The organism is Actinokineospora enzanensis DSM 44649, from assembly GCF_000374445.1.
Taxonomy (GTDB): domain Bacteria; phylum Actinomycetota; class Actinomycetes; order Mycobacteriales; family Pseudonocardiaceae; genus Actinokineospora; species Actinokineospora enzanensis.
The window spans coordinates 37,695-54,167 of record NZ_KB894426.1; the positions used below are offsets into that span (position 1 = coordinate 37,695).

General features: G+C 71.9%; 12 protein-coding genes. 7 read left to right on the forward strand and 5 right to left on the reverse strand.

What is annotated here, in order from left to right; all coding sequences use genetic code 11:
• Positions 1 to 130: 130 nt before the first annotated feature.
• Together C503_RS0124640 and C503_RS0124645 are read right to left on the reverse strand one after the other, a co-directional pair.
• Positions 131 to 3,922 carry an nSTAND1 domain-containing NTPase gene (locus tag C503_RS0124640; protein ID WP_026316665.1) on the reverse strand — a complete coding sequence of 1,264 codons (3,792 nt, stop codon included), beginning with the start codon at positions 3,920 to 3,922 and terminating at the stop codon, positions 131 to 133.
• 375 nt (positions 3,923 to 4,297) lie between these two features.
• Positions 4,298 to 5,215, reverse strand: a complete 918-nt coding sequence (locus tag C503_RS0124645; protein WP_018684906.1) for a hypothetical protein — start codon at positions 5,213 to 5,215, stop codon at positions 4,298 to 4,300.
• A 120-nt stretch (positions 5,216 to 5,335) separates the two neighbouring features.
• Between C503_RS0124645 and C503_RS0124650 the strand changes: the two genes are divergently transcribed.
• The 4 genes from C503_RS0124650 (at position 5,336) to C503_RS0124665 (ending at position 8,041) form a co-directional block, all read left to right on the forward strand.
• Positions 5,336 to 6,475, forward strand: a complete 1,140-nt coding sequence (locus tag C503_RS0124650) for an alkaline phosphatase family protein (RefSeq protein ID WP_018684907.1) — start codon at positions 5,336 to 5,338, stop codon at positions 6,473 to 6,475.
• Positions 6,476 to 6,571: 96 nt separating this feature from the next.
• The gene (locus C503_RS0124655) at positions 6,572 to 7,372 is read left to right on the forward strand and encodes an SDR family NAD(P)-dependent oxidoreductase (protein ID WP_018684908.1); all 801 of its coding nucleotides are present in this window, start codon (positions 6,572 to 6,574) and stop codon (positions 7,370 to 7,372) included.
• 137 nt (positions 7,373 to 7,509) lie between these two features.
• Positions 7,510 to 7,767: a hypothetical protein gene (locus C503_RS0124660; RefSeq protein WP_018684909.1), complete on the forward strand. Its 258-nt coding sequence runs from the start codon at positions 7,510 to 7,512 to the stop codon at positions 7,765 to 7,767.
• Positions 7,768 to 7,789: 22 nt separating this feature from the next.
• Entirely contained in the window at positions 7,790 to 8,041 is a 252-nt protein-coding gene (locus tag C503_RS0124665) for a hypothetical protein (protein ID WP_018684910.1), read from the forward strand.
• Positions 8,042 to 8,066: 25 nt separating this feature from the next.
• On the opposite strand, the gene C503_RS0124670 is transcribed toward C503_RS0124665, so the two are convergent.
• Positions 8,067 to 8,615, reverse strand: a complete 549-nt coding sequence (locus C503_RS0124670) for a mycothiol transferase (protein ID WP_018684911.1) — start codon at positions 8,613 to 8,615, stop codon at positions 8,067 to 8,069.
• 208 nt (positions 8,616 to 8,823) lie between these two features.
• Between C503_RS0124670 and C503_RS0124675 the strand changes: the two genes are divergently transcribed.
• Positions 8,824 to 9,312 carry a DUF6328 family protein gene (locus C503_RS0124675; RefSeq protein WP_018684912.1) on the forward strand — a complete coding sequence of 163 codons (489 nt, stop codon included), beginning with the start codon at positions 8,824 to 8,826 and terminating at the stop codon, positions 9,310 to 9,312.
• On the opposite strand, the gene C503_RS0124680 is transcribed toward C503_RS0124675, so the two are convergent.
• The gene (locus tag C503_RS0124680) at positions 9,294 to 12,062 is read right to left on the reverse strand and encodes a helix-turn-helix transcriptional regulator (RefSeq protein ID WP_018684913.1); all 2,769 of its coding nucleotides are present in this window, start codon (positions 12,060 to 12,062) and stop codon (positions 9,294 to 9,296) included. The genes C503_RS0124675 and C503_RS0124680 overlap by 19 nt on opposite strands.
• 243 nt (positions 12,063 to 12,305) lie before the next feature.
• On the opposite strand from C503_RS0124680, the gene C503_RS46175 reads away from it, so the two are divergent.
• Positions 12,306 to 12,446: a hypothetical protein gene (locus C503_RS46175; protein ID WP_018684914.1), complete on the forward strand. Its 141-nt coding sequence runs from the start codon at positions 12,306 to 12,308 to the stop codon at positions 12,444 to 12,446.
• 488 nt (positions 12,447 to 12,934) lie between these two features.
• Positions 12,935 to 14,401, forward strand: coding sequence for a protein kinase domain-containing protein (locus C503_RS0124690; RefSeq protein WP_018684915.1), 1,467 nt, complete (start codon positions 12,935 to 12,937; stop codon positions 14,399 to 14,401).
• A 985-nt stretch (positions 14,402 to 15,386) separates the two neighbouring features.
• On the opposite strand, the gene C503_RS0124695 is transcribed toward C503_RS0124690, so the two are convergent.
• Complete coding sequence (locus tag C503_RS0124695; protein ID WP_026316668.1) at positions 15,387 to 16,367, reverse strand: helix-turn-helix transcriptional regulator; 981 nt, start codon at positions 16,365 to 16,367, stop codon at positions 15,387 to 15,389.
• Positions 16,368 to 16,473 lie beyond the last annotated feature (106 nt).

Sequence of the window (16,473 nt, forward strand, 5' to 3'; positions counted from 1 at the left end):
CGCCGGTCTCTTCCCACCCGATCCCAGGAGGCCCCCAGGGCCGAGTGGGATCGGGTGGGAAGAGACCGGCTGAAGGCGATCCCGCCGCGAGGCGAAGCCGAGCCAATAAACACAGCACCAGCCAAATCATTCACGAACAAGGCGCCACAAACTCCAAGTCCGCAAAGTATTCCCGCCACTGCTCAGAAGTAAGCCTAGGATAAGCAAGACCGCACAACCGACCGAATAACCGGTCCACATCAAGATCCCACAGCCGGACGCTGTCGGCGGAGGTGGTGGCGAGCATCCGGCCGTCGTGGCTGAGGGCCATGTCGCCGATCGCTGAGCTGTGCCCCACCAGTGAGCCGATCTCGATGGGGTGCGCCGGGTCGCGCAGGTCCCACAGCCGTGGGGAGCGGCCGTCGCCGCTGGTGACCAGGAGTGTTCCGTTCTGGTCGAGCCGCAGGCGCGGCGGGTCCCCGCGTTCGTCGCGCTCTGCGGGGAGGGCAGCGATCTCCGGGGCGCCAGGTTGGGTGATGCGCCGCAGCCGGGTGACCGAGTCGCGGCCACTGATGGCGAGCAGGCCGTCGGCACCGAGGGCGAGGGCGAACGCCTCGCCCGGCACGGTGAAGGCCGGGGTGGGGTCACGGACGCGGGTGAGATCCCAGACGAGGGTCGCGTTGCGGTCGACCGCGTAGTACGCGAGGTAGCGGCCGTCCGTGCTGAACACCGCGTACTGGACGAGGCCGGGGAAGGTAGTGACCTTGACCGGGTGTCCGGGGTCGGTGACGTCCAGCAGGCAATTGCCGGACAGCATGGTGCGCCCGTCCGGGGTAAGCATGACCGGACCCGTTTCCCTGGGCGGGAACAGCATCGCCGGGTCTTCGCAATGCACATCGCCCAGGGCTACCTGGGCGGCACCACTACCGGTGGCGAGGGTGTGCCCGGCGGGTGTGACGCCGATGCCCAACGCGGTGCCGCGGTCGGTGCGCGGGCGCGGGGCCCACATGTCGGTGATGTCCCAGACCCCGGTCACGTGGTCACCGGCCCCGGTGACCAAGGACGCGCCGTTGTCGGCGAAGGTCAGCGTGTAGGCCGACTCTCCCTGATTCTCCAACGACAGCTGGCCCGCGTCGACAAGCCGGACGGAGGTGGCGCCCTCCAGGGTGACCACCGTCCGACCATCGACGTCCAACGCGACCTCGGTCACCGCGTCCGAGTGGCCCCCGAGGACGGCGTAGTGGCGGGGCGCGCGCGGGTCCGACACGTCCCACAGCAGGCTGGTCCGCTCGTCGCCACCGGTGACCACGGTGCGGCCGTCGCGGGCGAAGGCGATGTCCCGCACCGCGCCGGAGTACCCGCTGAGGGTGCCGAGCGGCCGGGGATTACTCGGTTCGGACACGTCCCACAAGCGGCCGACGTGGTCCTCGCCCGCAGTGGCCAGCACCCGGCCGTCCGGGGCGAACGCCAAGGCGTACAACGGTCCGGCGTGGCCGTCGATGAAGGTGAGCGGGTGCGGGGACCGCGGCCGGGTGAGGTCCCACAGCCGCACGCGGCCGTCGGGCAGGGCGGTGGCGAGCACGGGTCGGACGGGGTCGAACAGCGACCAGTCGCGGGAGTCCTCGTCGACCCGCGAGGTGTCCCCGACGTCAAGGGTGGACATCAGCTCGGGATGCGCGGGGTCCTCGATCCCCCACACCCGGGTGCGCAGCTGCCCCCGGGTGAACGCGACGAGCTTGCCGTCGGCGCTGAACCCGGCCGTGCTGGTCACGATCCGCACGCCGTTGCCGTCGCCGACGATCGGGTGGTCGCCCCCGGCCGGGGGGACCATCGCCAACCGCACCGGCCGCCGAGGGTCGCGCATGTCCCAGAGGGTGTCGCCGTCAGGACCGGAGCCCGCCAGCATGGTGCCGTCGGCGTTGAAGGCCACGGACATCATCGGTTCGTACAGCCCCGCCAGCCGCCGGGGTTGCTGCTTGTCCCGGACATCCCACACCACCGTGGTGTCGAAGTCGGGCCCTGCGGTGACGAGGACGGTGCCGTCGCGGTTGAGCGCGAACGAGGTGACGATCGTGTGCTCGGTCGGCACCGGTGTCGAATAGGGGATGCCCAGCAGGCTCAGGAGAACCGTGCGGGTCGACGGTGTCGGGTCCAGTCGGTAGGCGGCCAGCACGAGCTGCACCGACAGCGCCGGGTCGGTGGTGCGCAGTTCCGCCGCCTCCCGCACCGCCTTCTCCGCCAGCGCGGAGTTGCGTTGTCGGGTCGCGGTGATCTGCGCGTACGTGGCGTAGACGGTGGTACTGATGGCCACCAGCAGCAGGACCGCGAGCAGCGCCACCAGCTGCCGCAACCGGCGCCCCCGCCGACGGACAGCGGCCGATTCGGCGTCACGGGCGGCGAGGCTGGCGTCCAGGAACCGCCGTTCCCGTTCGCTGAGCGCGGATGCGGCGCCCACCGCCCACTCGCGGGCGAGGTCGAGGCGGGTTCCCCGGTAGAGGGCGCCGGGGTCCTCGTCCAGGTCGTGCCAGCCCGCCGCCGCCTCGGTGAGCGCCCGGTGCACGCGGTGTCCGTCGCGGTCCTCGGCGAGCCAGTCGCGCAGCCGGGGCCAGTGCCGGATGAGGGCCTCGTGCGCGATCTCGGCACCGTCCCGGTCGAGGCTGACCAGCCGGGCGGCGGCCAGCGTCTCCAGCACGGCGGCCGCGTCCGGGTCGACCTCGGCGGGCGCGAGCCTGCGGCGGGTGTCCTCGGTGCCCTCGCCGAGCGCGGTCAGCCGCAGGAACACCTGCTTGGCGACCTCGCGGGCGGCCGGGTCGAGCCGGGCGTAGGCCTGTTCGGCGGTACGCGCGATGGCGTGCTGGACGCCGCCCACCGCGTCGTAACCGGCCAGCGTGAGCGTGGTGCCCTTGCGGCGGCGCCAGGTCTCGGCCAGCGCGTGCGAGATCAGCGGCAGCGTGCCGGGGCGGCCGGTGGCATCCGCGACGAGCGCGGCGACCAACGCGGTCTCCACCCGGCAGCCCGCCGTCTCGGCCGGTTTGGTGACGGCCAGGCGCAGCTCGTCGGCGGACATCGGGCCGATCAGCACCTGCGCCTCACGCAGCGCCGCGACCAGCCGGTGGTCGCCCGCGCAGTGCCCGAGGAAGTCGGCCCGCACGGCCAGCACCACCCTGACCCGACTGTCGGCCGCCCGCGCGGCGGTGACCAGGGCCTCGATGAACCGGGCGCGTTCGTCCGGGTCGGCGCAGAGAGTGAACAGCTCCTCGAACTGGTCGACGACCAGCACCAGGTCTCCGCCCCGGTGCACCATCAGCTGCCGGATCCGCAGGTGCAGGTGGTCGGCACCGCCCGCCAGCTCCGCGCGCAACGACGCGGGGTCGGCGCCGAGCAGGTCCGCGAGGTGCACGGCGCATTCCTGGAACGGGTGCGGCCCCGGGGTGAACACGACGACCGGCGAGCCGGTCAGCCGGGCCGCGAGCCCGGCACGCAGCACGGACGACTTGCCGCTCCCGGACGGGCCGAACACACCGACGAACCGTTTGGCGCGGACCTGGTCCAGCAGATGCTCCACCACCCGATCGCGTCCGTGGAAACGATCCGCGTCGGCCAGTTGGAACGCGCGCAGCCCGACATAAGGCATCGCGGTGTCCGGCTCGGCGGGCGGCTCCGGCTCGGCCGTGCCGTTGAGCGCGGCGGCGGTGTCGTGCCAGCGTGCCTCCCACTCCCCCCGATCCCCATGGCAGGCGGCGACGAACGCCAGCGTGACGCCCAGACTCGGCATCCGCCTACCGCCCGCGGCCTCCGACAACGCGGCCGCCGAGCAATGCGCGCGGGTGGCGAGCACGCGGTAGGTCGGGCTGCCTGCCCGCGCCCGCAGCAACCGCAGCTGTCCGGCGAGTTCCAGCAGCGCGTCCGGCCCCGGCCCCAACGGGCCCTCCTTACGCGGCATGCCACACCGCCCCGGCACTCGAATGTCCACAAGGGACCAACCAGGCCGGGTCCAACGGTGCGCCGCACACACGGTAGCGATCCCCCACGGCGCGAGTGTGCCGCGCGGCGGGCTCGTCCATCGCGCCCCCGCCATACACGTCCGAAACTCGCCGACCCGACGATCCGCGGCACGCGAGCCCACCCGCCTGCTCAGGCCTGCATCAAACGGCAACCGGCAGGCACGAGAAGCAACATCCCCTACCCCCTGCCTACGCGCACGATCAGGCCAGGACCAAGGGACTCGCACTCCAACGGGCGGACGTAAGCTGCTCAGCGGTGATGGGGTGCTTTACCACCTCGACTTTGCGGTCCGGCTCTCCACAAAGGACCCACGTCACCCCCAAGGCCGCAACGCCTTGACCGCCAACGCATCCAGCACCTGACGAATCTCCCGCACCGTGTCAAGATACTCACGCCCGGCCCGCGCATACACGGCCAACGGCCGAGCCCGCGGCCCACCCGACTTGATCGTATCCATCACCCGAGCCGACGCATCGATCATCCGACCGGCCCGCTCCCGCAGCGTACGCGCCAGCGCAGCCATCTCGGCCACACTCGGCCGATCCGCCCGAGACTCCAGCTCGGATGTATCCACCGCAGCCACCGCGGCACCCGCCTCCTCACGAGCCAGACCGGTAGCCACAAGATGGTTGTCCAGAACCACACGCAGCGTACGTTCCAACCTGACCATCGCCGGACCGAGAACATCCACCGCCCGACTCAACGCCCGCGCAGCAGGCTCGACGTCGAGCAGCCACCCGAGCACCTCGGCCAAGCGAGCCGGGTTCGCAGTGCGCAGCGGATCCGGCGCCCCGGTCGCGGCAGCCAGCCCGTCGAGGGCATCCGGCGCACGGAGGTCATCACCGATGAAGTCCAGCGCGACCCCGGCGGCGCGGATCTCCCCGATGAGACGGTCGGCATACGGACAGGTGTCGACGTCCCGCCTGGTCAGCACGATCACACGATCGACCCTGGCCACCGCGTCCCGCAGCGCACGGGTCAGCGACGGCCGCCGCCCGCCCGCGCAGTCGTCGCCGAACCGATGCAGCGTCACCGCGTTCGGATCGACCACACCGATGAGCGCCTCCGCGCTCTCCGGTGACAACGCGGTGTCCACGAGCACCTCGATGTGGTGCGCGCGAGGAGTCGCGATTGTCCCACGGGACGGCGCGGAACCACCGGACAGAACAATGACAGCCAACAACACGGCCACCGTCCGCGAGATCCGACGACCGGCAGCGAGGTCCCCCATGGTGTGTCCTCCTCGCCGCGAGTCTTCCGCCCCGCGCGGCGTGCGGACGCCCACCCGTCCGAAAGGCGCCAGGTGATCAAGGACCCGCCACCCGGCGCACCCGGCCACTAGGGTCGGGGTATGGATCCACTGGTGCCCTGGTACGGGCGTGGTTCGCTGGCGGAGGTCGTGCCGTCCGTGCTCGCCGGGCTGGGCGTGCCGGGCATGGCCGACGCACTCGGGCTGGCCGGTCCGGCGCGGGTGTGCGTGCTGCTCGTCGACGGGCTGGGTTGGGAGCTGCTGGGCGAGTACGCACAGGACGCACCGTTCCTGGCGGCGCTGGCGGCGGACCGGTCGCCGATCACCGCGGGGTTCCCGGCGACCACGGCCACCAGCGTGGCGGCGCTGGGCACCGGCACGGCGACCGGTCGGCACGGCATGGTGGGCTATTCGTTCGCCGTTCGCGAGGAGCTGTTGAACGCGCTGCGCTGGCACCGGCACGGCGGCAGCGCGGCCGATCTGCGGCAGATCCTGGTGCCGGAGGAGATCCAACCGCACCCCACGGCGTTCGAGCGCGCGGTCGAGGCGGGCGTGTCGGTGCGGGTGATCGTGCCGCGGGAGCTGCAGAACACCGGACTGTCGCGCGCGGTCCTGCGCGGCGGCGCGTTCCGCGGCGTGCACGCGCTCGGCGACCTGGTCGGCCGCACGGTCAACGCGTTACGCGAACACGACCGCGTCCTCTGCTACACCTACCACGCCGACCTCGACGCGGTCGGCCACGTGCACGGGCCGGGCAGCGACCCGTGGCGCATCCAGCTGTCGTTCGTCGACCACCTCGCCCGCGCCATCGCCGACCGGCTGCCCCGCGGCGGCGCGCTGGTCGTCACCGCCGACCACGGCATGGTGCCCATCGGCGAGGAGGACCGGGTGGACATCGACACCACCCCGGCCCTGCGCGACGGCCTGCGCCTGGTCGGCGGCGAGGCCCGCGTCCGCCACCTCTACGCCGAGCCCGGCGCCGACCCACGGCCCGCGTGGACCGAGGTGCTCGGCGACCGCGCCTGGATCGCCGACCGGGAGGAGGCCATCGCGGCGGGCTGGTTCGGGCCGGTGGTGGAGGACCACGTCCGGGAGCGCATCGGCGACCTGGTCGTCGCGGCACGCGGGACGCTGGCGCTGACCCGGTCCTCGGTGGAGCCGAGGCTGAGCGCGTTCATCGGTCACCACGGATCGTTGACGCCCGCGGAACAGCTGATCCCGTTGCTGGTGGTCACCGGCTGATCCGTCCTCTTCGGATCCGGGTGCGTCCGTCCCGGCCGGGCCGGTGTTCACCATCCGACACGGGAACGACGGTTCCCGTCGAACGGATGGGAAGTCATGGAGCTCAACCTCATCGGCCGCGTCGCCGTGGTCACCGGCGCGTCCAAGGGCATCGGGCTGGCGGTCACGCACACCCTGCTCGCCGAGGGCGCCCGGGTCGTCGCGGTCTCCCGCACGGCGGGCGACCTGGCGGGCCTCGCCGGGGACCTGCGGCACGTCGCGCTGGACCTGATGGACCCGGCCGCGCCGGAGCGCGCGATCGAGGCCGCGGTGGACGCGTTCGGCGGCGTGGACGTGGTCGTCAACAACGCGGGCGGACCACCGCCGGGGATCAGGCTGCCGCGCGGCTCGTTCCTCGACGCCGCCGACGCGGACTGGCAGGCGATGGTCGAGTTCAACCTGTTCTCCGTCGTCCGCCTGGTCCGCGCCGCCATCCCGCACCTGCTGGCGCGCGGCGGCGGCTCGATCGTCAACGTGGCCACCACGCTGGCCCGCCAGCCCGCGCCGATGAGCGCGGACTACGGGGCGGTCAAGGCGGCGGTGCTGAACCTGTCGAAGGTGCTGTCCGAGGAGTTCGGCGGCCAGGGCATCCGGGTGAACACGGTGTCGCCTGGCGCGGTGCGGACACCGTGGTGGACGGACGCGGGCGGCGCGGCGGACCGGATCGCGGACATGGCAGGCAGCGACCGGGACACGGTGCTGACGACCCTGGCGCCGCGGATGATGAACATGGTGACCGGGCGGCTGGTGGAGCCGCGGGAGGTGGCGGACGTGGTGGCGTTCCTGGCGTCCCCGCTGTCGGCGAGCACCACCGGCGCCGAGTTCGTGGTGGACGGCGGCTTCCTCAAGTCCCTCTGAGCCGGATGCCCGATCACCGGACGCCGACCGGCGGCGGACTCCTGTCCGCCGCTGGTACGGAGGGGTGATCTTGTTGGCGCGCCGGGCAATCGCCGTGTGATCGTTCAGCACACCCGATCCGGAAAAAGGGGGCACGGATGAGAACCCTCGCCGCCATCGTCCTGTCGGCAGGCCTGACGATCACGGGCGCCGCGTCGGCGGGCGCGGACGACAACCAGTGGGCGCGCTACCACGAAGGTGCCTTCGCCGATCGCCAGTCCTGCGACGAGCAGGCGGCGGACATGCACAACCCGCCGTACTCCTACACCTACCCGTGCGGCTACCTGGCAACGGACCCGGAGAAGCAGGGCCGCGGCGCGGGTTGGTACTACTTCCTGATCATCGACATCCGCTGAGCACAACGGAACGGAGGACACCGTGAGAGCACTCGCCGCTACCGTCCTGGCGGCCGGACTCGCGATCACCGGAACCACGCCCGCCCTCGCGAGCCAGCACGACCAGTACTATGTGGGCCCGTTCACGACCGATCGGCAATGCTCAGACTATCGCGCGGGGATGAACAATCCCCCGCACTACGTCGCATACCCTTGCTACTACAGCACATCGGATCCCGGTGGCCAGAACCGCGGCAGCGGACTCTACTTCTTCTTCACCATCGACACCCCGTGAGCGAACGAAAACCCGCCCGCCAAGTCTACTTGGGACCGGCCGGTCGCCAGCCCGGCGGCGGGTCCTCGCCGACGCGGCCGTCGACGGACTCGCGCAGCAGATCGGCATGGCCGGTGTGCCTGCCGTACTCCTCGATCAGATCACAGACCAACCGGCGGAGACCGGCATGCCGCCCCTGCCCGTCGGAGATGTGCACCAACTGGTCGAGTCCGCCATCGGCGAGCGCGGCGGCCAGCCGTGCGCGCGAGCGGGCGACGGCGTCCGTCCAGAGAGTGTAGAGATGCTCGGGCGAGTCGTCGGCCGCCGAGGTGAAAGGCCACTCGTGGTCACCTTGGCGGCCGATGTCCGGCCGGGCACCACTGAGCTTGTAGGCGAACGTGAGATCCTCGACGACGGCGAGATGCTTGAGCAGACCACCGAGCGTGAGCGCGGACGGACCGAGCCGGACCCGCAACCCATCGGCGTCGAGTCCGTCGACCTTCCAGTGGAAGGTGGCGCGCAGCCGGTCGAGGGCACCCAGCAGATGCTCCTCCTCACTGCCCGCCAACGGCGGCTCCCACGGCGTCTCATCCATGCCGCCATGATAGCGACCTGGATCGCTTGTCGCACAACGACTTTCTCGCTGGCGACCGTCGAGACTCCGTTGACTCCACGGAGGGTCGCGATGGTCTCGCCCGCGTGTCCGAAGTTCCAGGCCTTCCCGAATACGTCACCCGACCGATGTCTCACCCCGCTCCCCAGGCTCAAGATCGGTGTCACCCCGACACCGACCAGGAGCCACCATGATCACCCTCCCCACCCCCACCGAGACCCCGGTCCAACGCCTCGACCGCAACTACGGCGAGATGCTCCAAGAGGTCCGCGTAGCCCAGACCGGCGTCCAGTTCCTCCTCGCCTTCCTGCTCGCCCTCGCCTTCACCCCCCGCTTCACCGAGATCTCCCCCTTCCAACGCGACATCTACGTCGTCGCCCTCCTCCTCGGCGCCGCCGCCACCGCCCTGCTCATCGCCCCGGCCCCCTTCCACCGCCTCGTCTTCCGCCGCAGGCTGAAGAGCAACCTCGTCGCGGCCACCGCCAGGTTCACCCTGTGCGGCCTGACCTTCCTGATGCTGTCGCTTGGCGCGTCGATGCTGCTCATCCTCGACTTCGTGCTCGGCACCACCCCGGCGCTCTGGCTGACCGGCGGCACGCTCGCCTGGTTCGCCTGCTGGTGGTTCATCGCCCCGCTGTGGAGCAGGACGCGCGCGGCGCGTCAGCCCGAGTCGCGGTAGCGGGTGGCCGCCTCCCGGGCGATCTCGGTCCGGGAGGCCATCCCGAGCTTCGCCAGGATGTGCGACACGTGCGTGGTGACGGTGCGGCGGGACAGCACGAGCCGGTCGGCGATGGCCGGGTTGGACAGTCCCTGCGCCACCAACGCCGCCACCCGGGTCTCGGTCGGCGTGAGACTTCCCCACCCCGAGCGTTCCGCGCGGTGTGCCACGCGCGGTCCGCGCCGGATACCGTGGCTGTGCAGGGCGGCCCGCAACCCTGCCGCGTCCCAGGCGGCCCCGAGTTTGTCGTACAGGTTGTCGGCGGCGGTGAATGCCGCGCGCGCGGCGACGACGTCACCCGCACCCGCGTAAGCCAGTGCTGCCGCGTGCAGGGCGCGCGCACGGGAGAACGGTCTGCCCGCGTCCTCGTAGTGTCCGGCCGCCGCCACCAGAGTCTCCGGGTCGTTGCTGATCAGTCCTCGGCACAGCAACGCGGCCCCCGCGCGGTGAGCCACCGTGTGGCCTGCCTTCTCCGCGAGCCCGGCGGCGTAATCGGCGGCTGTTACCTCGCCCAGTTGCACCGCCAGCCGCACGGCCTCCGGCAGCAAGTCCTCCATCTCCTCCAGTTCCTCCGCCGGACCGGACAGGAACTCCAGCAGTTTGGCCAACGCGCGCTCGGGCGCGCCACGTCGTTCCCGTTCCAACGCGCCCGCGAGCGCAAGCGAGCCGATCACCCGGGTGCCCAGGTGTCCGGCGTGGTCCCCGGCGGCGGCCAGGTGCGCGACGGCCGCGTCCGGATCGCCCCGGTGGAACGCGATCAGCGCGGCAACGCCGTGGTCGCAGCAGGCCACGGCCGGGTCCTTCAGCTCGTCGGGCAGGGCGGTGACCTCGGCCAGCGCCTCGTCCCAGCGGCCGACGTCGAACAGCAGCTCGCCGAGCGCGCTGTGCGCCTGCGCCTGCCGGACCAGGCCGCCGGTCCGCCGCGCCAGGTCGCGCACCTGGGCGGCGGCGTCCAGGGCCTCGGTGTACCGGTCGACGTCGCCGAGCGCGACGGCCTGGTTGATCTGCAGCAGCAGGCGCAGGTCCAGGAGCGACGGGTCGGCGGCGGTCACCGCGAGCGCCCGGTCGAACAGCGGCAACGCCGTCGCGACGTCGCCACGCATCACCGACACCACGGTCAGCACGTGCAGCGCCCAGCCCACGGTCCGCCGGTCGTCGTCGGCGGCGGCCAACGCCTCGGCGGCCACCACGCCTGCCTGGTCGACCTCGCCGAGGTTGCGGTGCGCGCGTGCCGTCAACACCAGCAACCGGGCCCGCTGCCGGGCAGGCATCCGGGGCGCAGGGTCGGCCAACGCCACCAGCGACTCACGGGCCCGTCCGGTCATCACGCGGCACTGGGCCAACGTGAGGTGCAGATCGACGATCAGATCGGGGTCGGTCGCGCCCGCCAACGCGCGCGCCGCGACCTGCTCGGCACCGGCGTGGTCACCCGTGCGGAACCGCGCCTCCGCCAGCCGCGCGGCCAGCGGACCGGCCTCGCCGATGTCCCGTACGGCCCGTTCGAGCAGCCGCACCGCCAGCGCGGGGGCCTGGGCGATCAACGCGGGCGCGGAGTCCGCGAGCCACCCCGTCGACCAGTCGTCGAGACGGGCCGTGCCGGACAGGTCCACCGCGCGCAGGAACTGCCGGGCCACCCGGCGCAGCGGCGCGCCGGAACCGGCGAGCGCGACGGCGGCGTCCCGGTGCAGCACAGCACGCACGGCGGCGGGCATGTCGTCGTGGATCGCGGACCGGATCAGTGGGTGCCGGAACGCCAACCGGTCGGCCGACTCACGCAGCACCCCCGCCGCGCGCGCCTCCTCGAAGGCGCTCAGCAGGTCCGTAACCCGCTCCCCCAGCACGGCGGCGACGTCCGCCGGGTCGAACTCGACCCCCAGCAACGCGGCCGCGCGCAGCACCGCGCGCACCCGCTCGGGCAGGAAGTCCAGCCGGTGCGCGATGGCAGCGCCCAGCGAGCCCGGGGCCGGGTCGTCGGTTAGTTCGGCCTTCCCGTCCACCTCGGTGATCGCATGCGCGCGCCCGAGCGCCTCCACCAGTTCGGTGAGGTACAGCGGGTTTCCGGCCGCGCCGTCGGCCAACGCGAGCAGTCGCGCGCCGGGACGTCCGCCCGCGAGCCTGCCCACCAGAGTGGTCACTGCCGGCTCCGGTAGTCGGTCCAGCGTCAGCACGCCAGTGCGCCCTGCCGCGCGTCGCACGGCGAGAAGTTCTGTGCTTCGTGGGATCTGCCGGGCTGTGCCGAGCAGCAGCAGCGGGAGGTCGCGTGCGAGATGGGCCAGTCGGCACCAGAGGGTCGCCGTGGCGCGGTCGGCCCATTGCAGGTCGTCGATCACGAGCACGGTCGGGGCCACCGCGCACTGGTCGGTGACCATCGCGAGCACCTGCCGCGACGCCGCCGCGACCGGGTCGGCCGCGCTGTCCCGGCCACCGCCGCGCAGCAACCCGTCGATCATCCGCAGCCGGTCGTCGTCCCCACGCAACGCGTCCAGCAACGGCAACAACGGCAACGCCTGACCGAGCTCGTCACCCGCGCCCCACCGGACCCGACACCCCAGCTCGTGTGCCCGCTCGGCAACCGCCCGCACGAGCGTGGTCTTGCCGATCCCCGGCTCGCCCTCGACCAACAGCGCCCGCCCCCGCCCGGCGACCAGCGCGTCGACCCGACCGTTCAGACGACGGCGCTCGACGGCACGACCGACCAGCGGGATGGACATCCGACCAGGTTATGGATGTGAACTGGCAGTGAACAACAGGTGTCCTACAGGATGAACCGAATGGCCCAGCGGTGACCACGCGCGGTAATCGGACACGCACACGGCCAGGTCATCCGACATTGGTCACCCCTTTACCGCCCGTTGTCCCCCAGGTGGCCGCGCCTCGACACCATCGGTCGCGCTCCAACCGTGCACAGCCCGATCGGGCCGCACCCGGCCCGGCGGCCGACCGACGGAGAAACCATGCGCGTCAAGCGATCCATCCTCGCCGCCCTGCTCGCCCTCGCCGCCGTGATCACCGGCGGCGTCCTGGCCGCCCCGGCCTTCGCGGGCACCGACCCCGGCATGACCCACGACTCCACCCCCGACATGACCCACGACTGAGTCGATTCTCTCCCGCCACCCGCCCCCTCATCCCCGCCCGGCATCGTCCCCCGGCCTGGCAGCGTCGGCTTGCGGGAGGGTGCCGGGCTTGGCGTTTTGGCTCACCGGGCACTGTTCCCGACCTGGCAGCGTCGGCTTGCGGGAGGGTGCCGGACTTGGCGTTTTGGCTCACCGGGCACTGTTCCCGACCTGGCAGCGTCGGCTTGCGGGAGGGTGCCGGACTTGGCGTTTTCGACTCACCGGGTGCTTGCCCTGGTCTGGCAGTCCGCTGGGGTCTTGCTCGATGTGGGACGTTCCGCCATGTCTGGCATCCAGTCGTCGGACAGGAGGTCGTGGTCACCTCGGTGGCACGACCGACGGGCCGGGATCAGGCCGGATCTGCTGTCCGGCTGGGTTGATCCCGCACGTGACACGGCTCTGGTTCGGTGGGGCGGGGTGGAGTGCGTGGTCCGGTTTCACCGGGTGGTGCGCCGGGTACCCTTCACGGAGTGGAAGATCGACTGCTTTCCGAGCGGTACCGGCTGGTCAGTCGGCTCGGCACCGGCGGGATGGGCGAGGTCTGGCAGGCCTACGACGAGCGCCTGCACCGCACCGTCGCGGTGAAGCGGATGCGGGCGCCCGCAGGACCGGGCGCCGAGGCGGCGACCCGCTTGGCCGTGCGCGAGGGGCGGATCGCGGCCAAGCTCCACCACCCGCACGCGATCACCGTGTACGACGTGGCCGAGGACGCCGACGATCGGCCGTACCTGGTGATGGAGTACCTGCCGTCCACCACGTTCGCCGACCTGCTCGCCTCCTCCGGCCCGATCGCCCCGGCCGAGGCGGCACGCGTGGGCGCTGCGGTCGCGGCCGGACTCACCGCCGCGCACGAGGCGGGTGTGGTGCACCGGGACGTCAAGCCCGGCAACGTGCTGCTCGGCGCGGACGACCAGGTGAAGATCACCGACTTCGGCATCTCCCGGCTGGCAGTGGACGCGAACGGCACGGTCACCACCACCGGCACGGTCCGTGGCACCCCGGCCTACATCGCGCCCGAGGTGGCGCGCGGGGACAACGCCACGTTCGCCTCGGATGTGTACTCCTTGGGTGCCACGCTCTACACCGCCGTCGAGGGCACGCCCCCGTTCGGCCGCCACGACAACCCGATGGCCTTGCTGTACCGGGTATCCACCGGCGAATACACACCCCCCACCCGCTCCGGCCCCCTGACCCCGCTGCTGCACCGCATGCTGTCCCCGGACCCCGCCGCCCGCCCCACCATGGCGGACGTCCACCGCGAACTGTCCCACCTCCCCGAGCCCGCACCGGCCGAGGAGGAGATCCCCACGGCCGTGGTCCCCGCACTCGCCCCGGAGACCGACCGGCTCGAACCCGTACCCCCGGCCAAGCGCGGCCGAACCCTGCTGTTCGCGGCGGCGATCGTGCTGCTGATCATCGCCTCCCTGGCCACCTACGCCATCCTCGACACCGACGACACCTCCAACACCGCCGCACCCCCACCCGAAGCCGCCACCTCGGCCGAACCGACCCCGGTCTCGACCGAACCCACCACCACTCCCCCGCCGCAGACCACCACCACGCAACCGCCCCCACAGACCACCGAGGCCCCAGCTCCCCCGGCCCAACCCCCACCCGCGGCCGACCCGGCCACCGCCCTCACCGCGTACTACGCGCTGATGCCCGGCGGCACGGAACAGGGCTGGGGCCTGCTCACGCCCCGCTTCCAGAACACCCCGGCAGGCGGCCGCGACAACTACGAACACTTCTGGAACGGCGTGCGCTCCGTGCACATCTCGGAGGTCGCCCCCGAAGGCGACACCGTGGTGAACGCGACGATCGACTACCAGTTCACCGACGGCCGATCCATTCGCGAACGACACCGCTACATCCTGGTGAACCAGAACGGCCAGTGGAAGATCGACCAGACCGCCGTTCTCAGCAGCCGCCACCTCTGACCGACAACGGCCCCGGACCACCCATCCCCGAAACCCGACCCACCCACAGCATCCCCCGCAGACACAGCCCCTCCCACCCGGGAGCCTGCCCGCGCGTGAGCCTATCGCCGCAGGTCCAGGCGGCGGAAGTCACAACGGTCGGCCTGTGGACGAATCCAGCGGGTTGTGGACAACTCGCCGGGATCCCCCCGTTTTCCACACTATCGCCTGCAAGCGAAGCCGCGCCCCAAGCTGTCCACAGGAGCCAGGGTGCGCAAGCTCGTCAAGTACCACCGCGCGCCTGGGGATAGTTCAGCAGCTTGTGGACAACTCGCTGGGGACCCCCGGTTTCCACACTACCGCCGGTGGCCAGGGGCACGCGCGAAACTGTCCAGGGACCTTGGTGTGCGAACTCGTCAAGTGTCGCTGTCCGCCTGGGGATCGTTCGACGGGATGTGGATGACTTGCAGGGGATCCCCGGATCTCCACACTACCGCCGGTAGACAAGGTTGTGCGCGAGGTTGTCCACAGGAACCATGGCGCGCGAGGTCCGGCCGCGGGCCCGACAGAGCCGACCGGATCGTGTGCCGCGTCGAATGCCAGAAAGTCCTTTGTGGACCGACTCCCGAGAGGAACCACCCATCGCGCAAGCAGCAGACACGATCGGATGCTGCGAACCCGCCGCACGGATCCGTACCTTGGCGGTTGACCGACATCGCCACGTGGACCCCGGATCGGCCACGCGGCCATGCCCCGCCCGCACGAAAGGCACCGGCCATGTCCGCGCGTCCCCACTCGCCGCTTGCTACCTGCCCGAGCCACACCAGACCTCCGGGCCCAGGACAGTCCATGTGGACAACCAATGCCGGGGTACGCCGCCACCCCGGTCACCATGAAGTCGACCGCCGTACCGACCGGCGATCGACGCAGCGGCAATCGACACAGCGATGTGCCAAGGGCTCGCACAGGCGGTGTTTCCCCGCCTGCGCCGAACAGGCAGAGCGGCTCAGCCGCGCAGGGTGTTGCTCGGCGATTGGCCGTAGGTGGACCGATAGGTTGTGGCGAACCGGCCCGGGTGGGTGAAGCCCCAGCGGGCCGCCACGGCCGTGACGGTGTCGCGGGTGGGGTCGGCGCCCAGGAGATCGCGGTGGGCGTGGGCGAGGCGGACCTTGCGCAGGTAGGACATCGGCGTGGTGTCGAGGTGGCGGCGGAAGGCGTACTGGACCGCGCGGGCCGTGACGTGGGTGGCGGCCGCGATGTCGAGGAGGGTGATGTCGGCGGCGGCGTGCGACTCGATGAACGAGATCGCCTGCCGCAGGATGGCGGGCGTGGCGTCGGTGCGGTCGCAGGTGCGTGACTCGACGACGGCCGTGTTGGGGAACGTGGTCAGCGCGGTCGCGGCGAGCAGTCGGGCCGTGTTGCCCAGCACGAGGTCGTTGAGGGCGGCCTCGGGGTTGCCCAGCACGTCCCGGGTGACGTGGTCGACCGTGCGCCGCCAGTGTCGGGCGGCGGCCGGGGTCACCGGCCGGTAGCCGGTGAACCGGACGCGTGGCGGCAGGGCCTCGGGGTCGGTGGCCAGGATCGCGGCGACGAGTGGAAGGTCGATTCCGATGGTCTCGATGGCTCCTGCCGCGCCCCGCCACTCCACGGTCACCGGCTGGTCGGGCTGCGCCATCAACGCGGTGTCGCCCGCCCCCAGCACCTCCCGCACCCCGGCGGTCCGCCGCTCGAACTGTCCACTGTGGAGAGTGGTGACCACGACCGCGCCCAGCGGCGCCGAGGCGACCGACAGCCCGTCCGCCGCCACGGTGTCGACCCGGAACGGCCCGGCGTCCACCCGGGCATGCCGGTAGAAGCACCGCCGCGCGGCACCGACGAATCGGATCCCGGTGTGGTAGGCACCGCTGAGCACCGCCTCGATCCCCTCGGCGTCACTCGCCTCGACCCGGCTGATCACCGGTCCGGGCGGGGTCCCCAGCGGGCTCACCCGAGCCCGGCACCGATCGCCGGGCGCCCCCGCCCGACCTCGCCACCGGCACGCATATCCCCCTCCTCACCCACGGGGCCACCCCGGCGCGCCGCCATACCCCGTA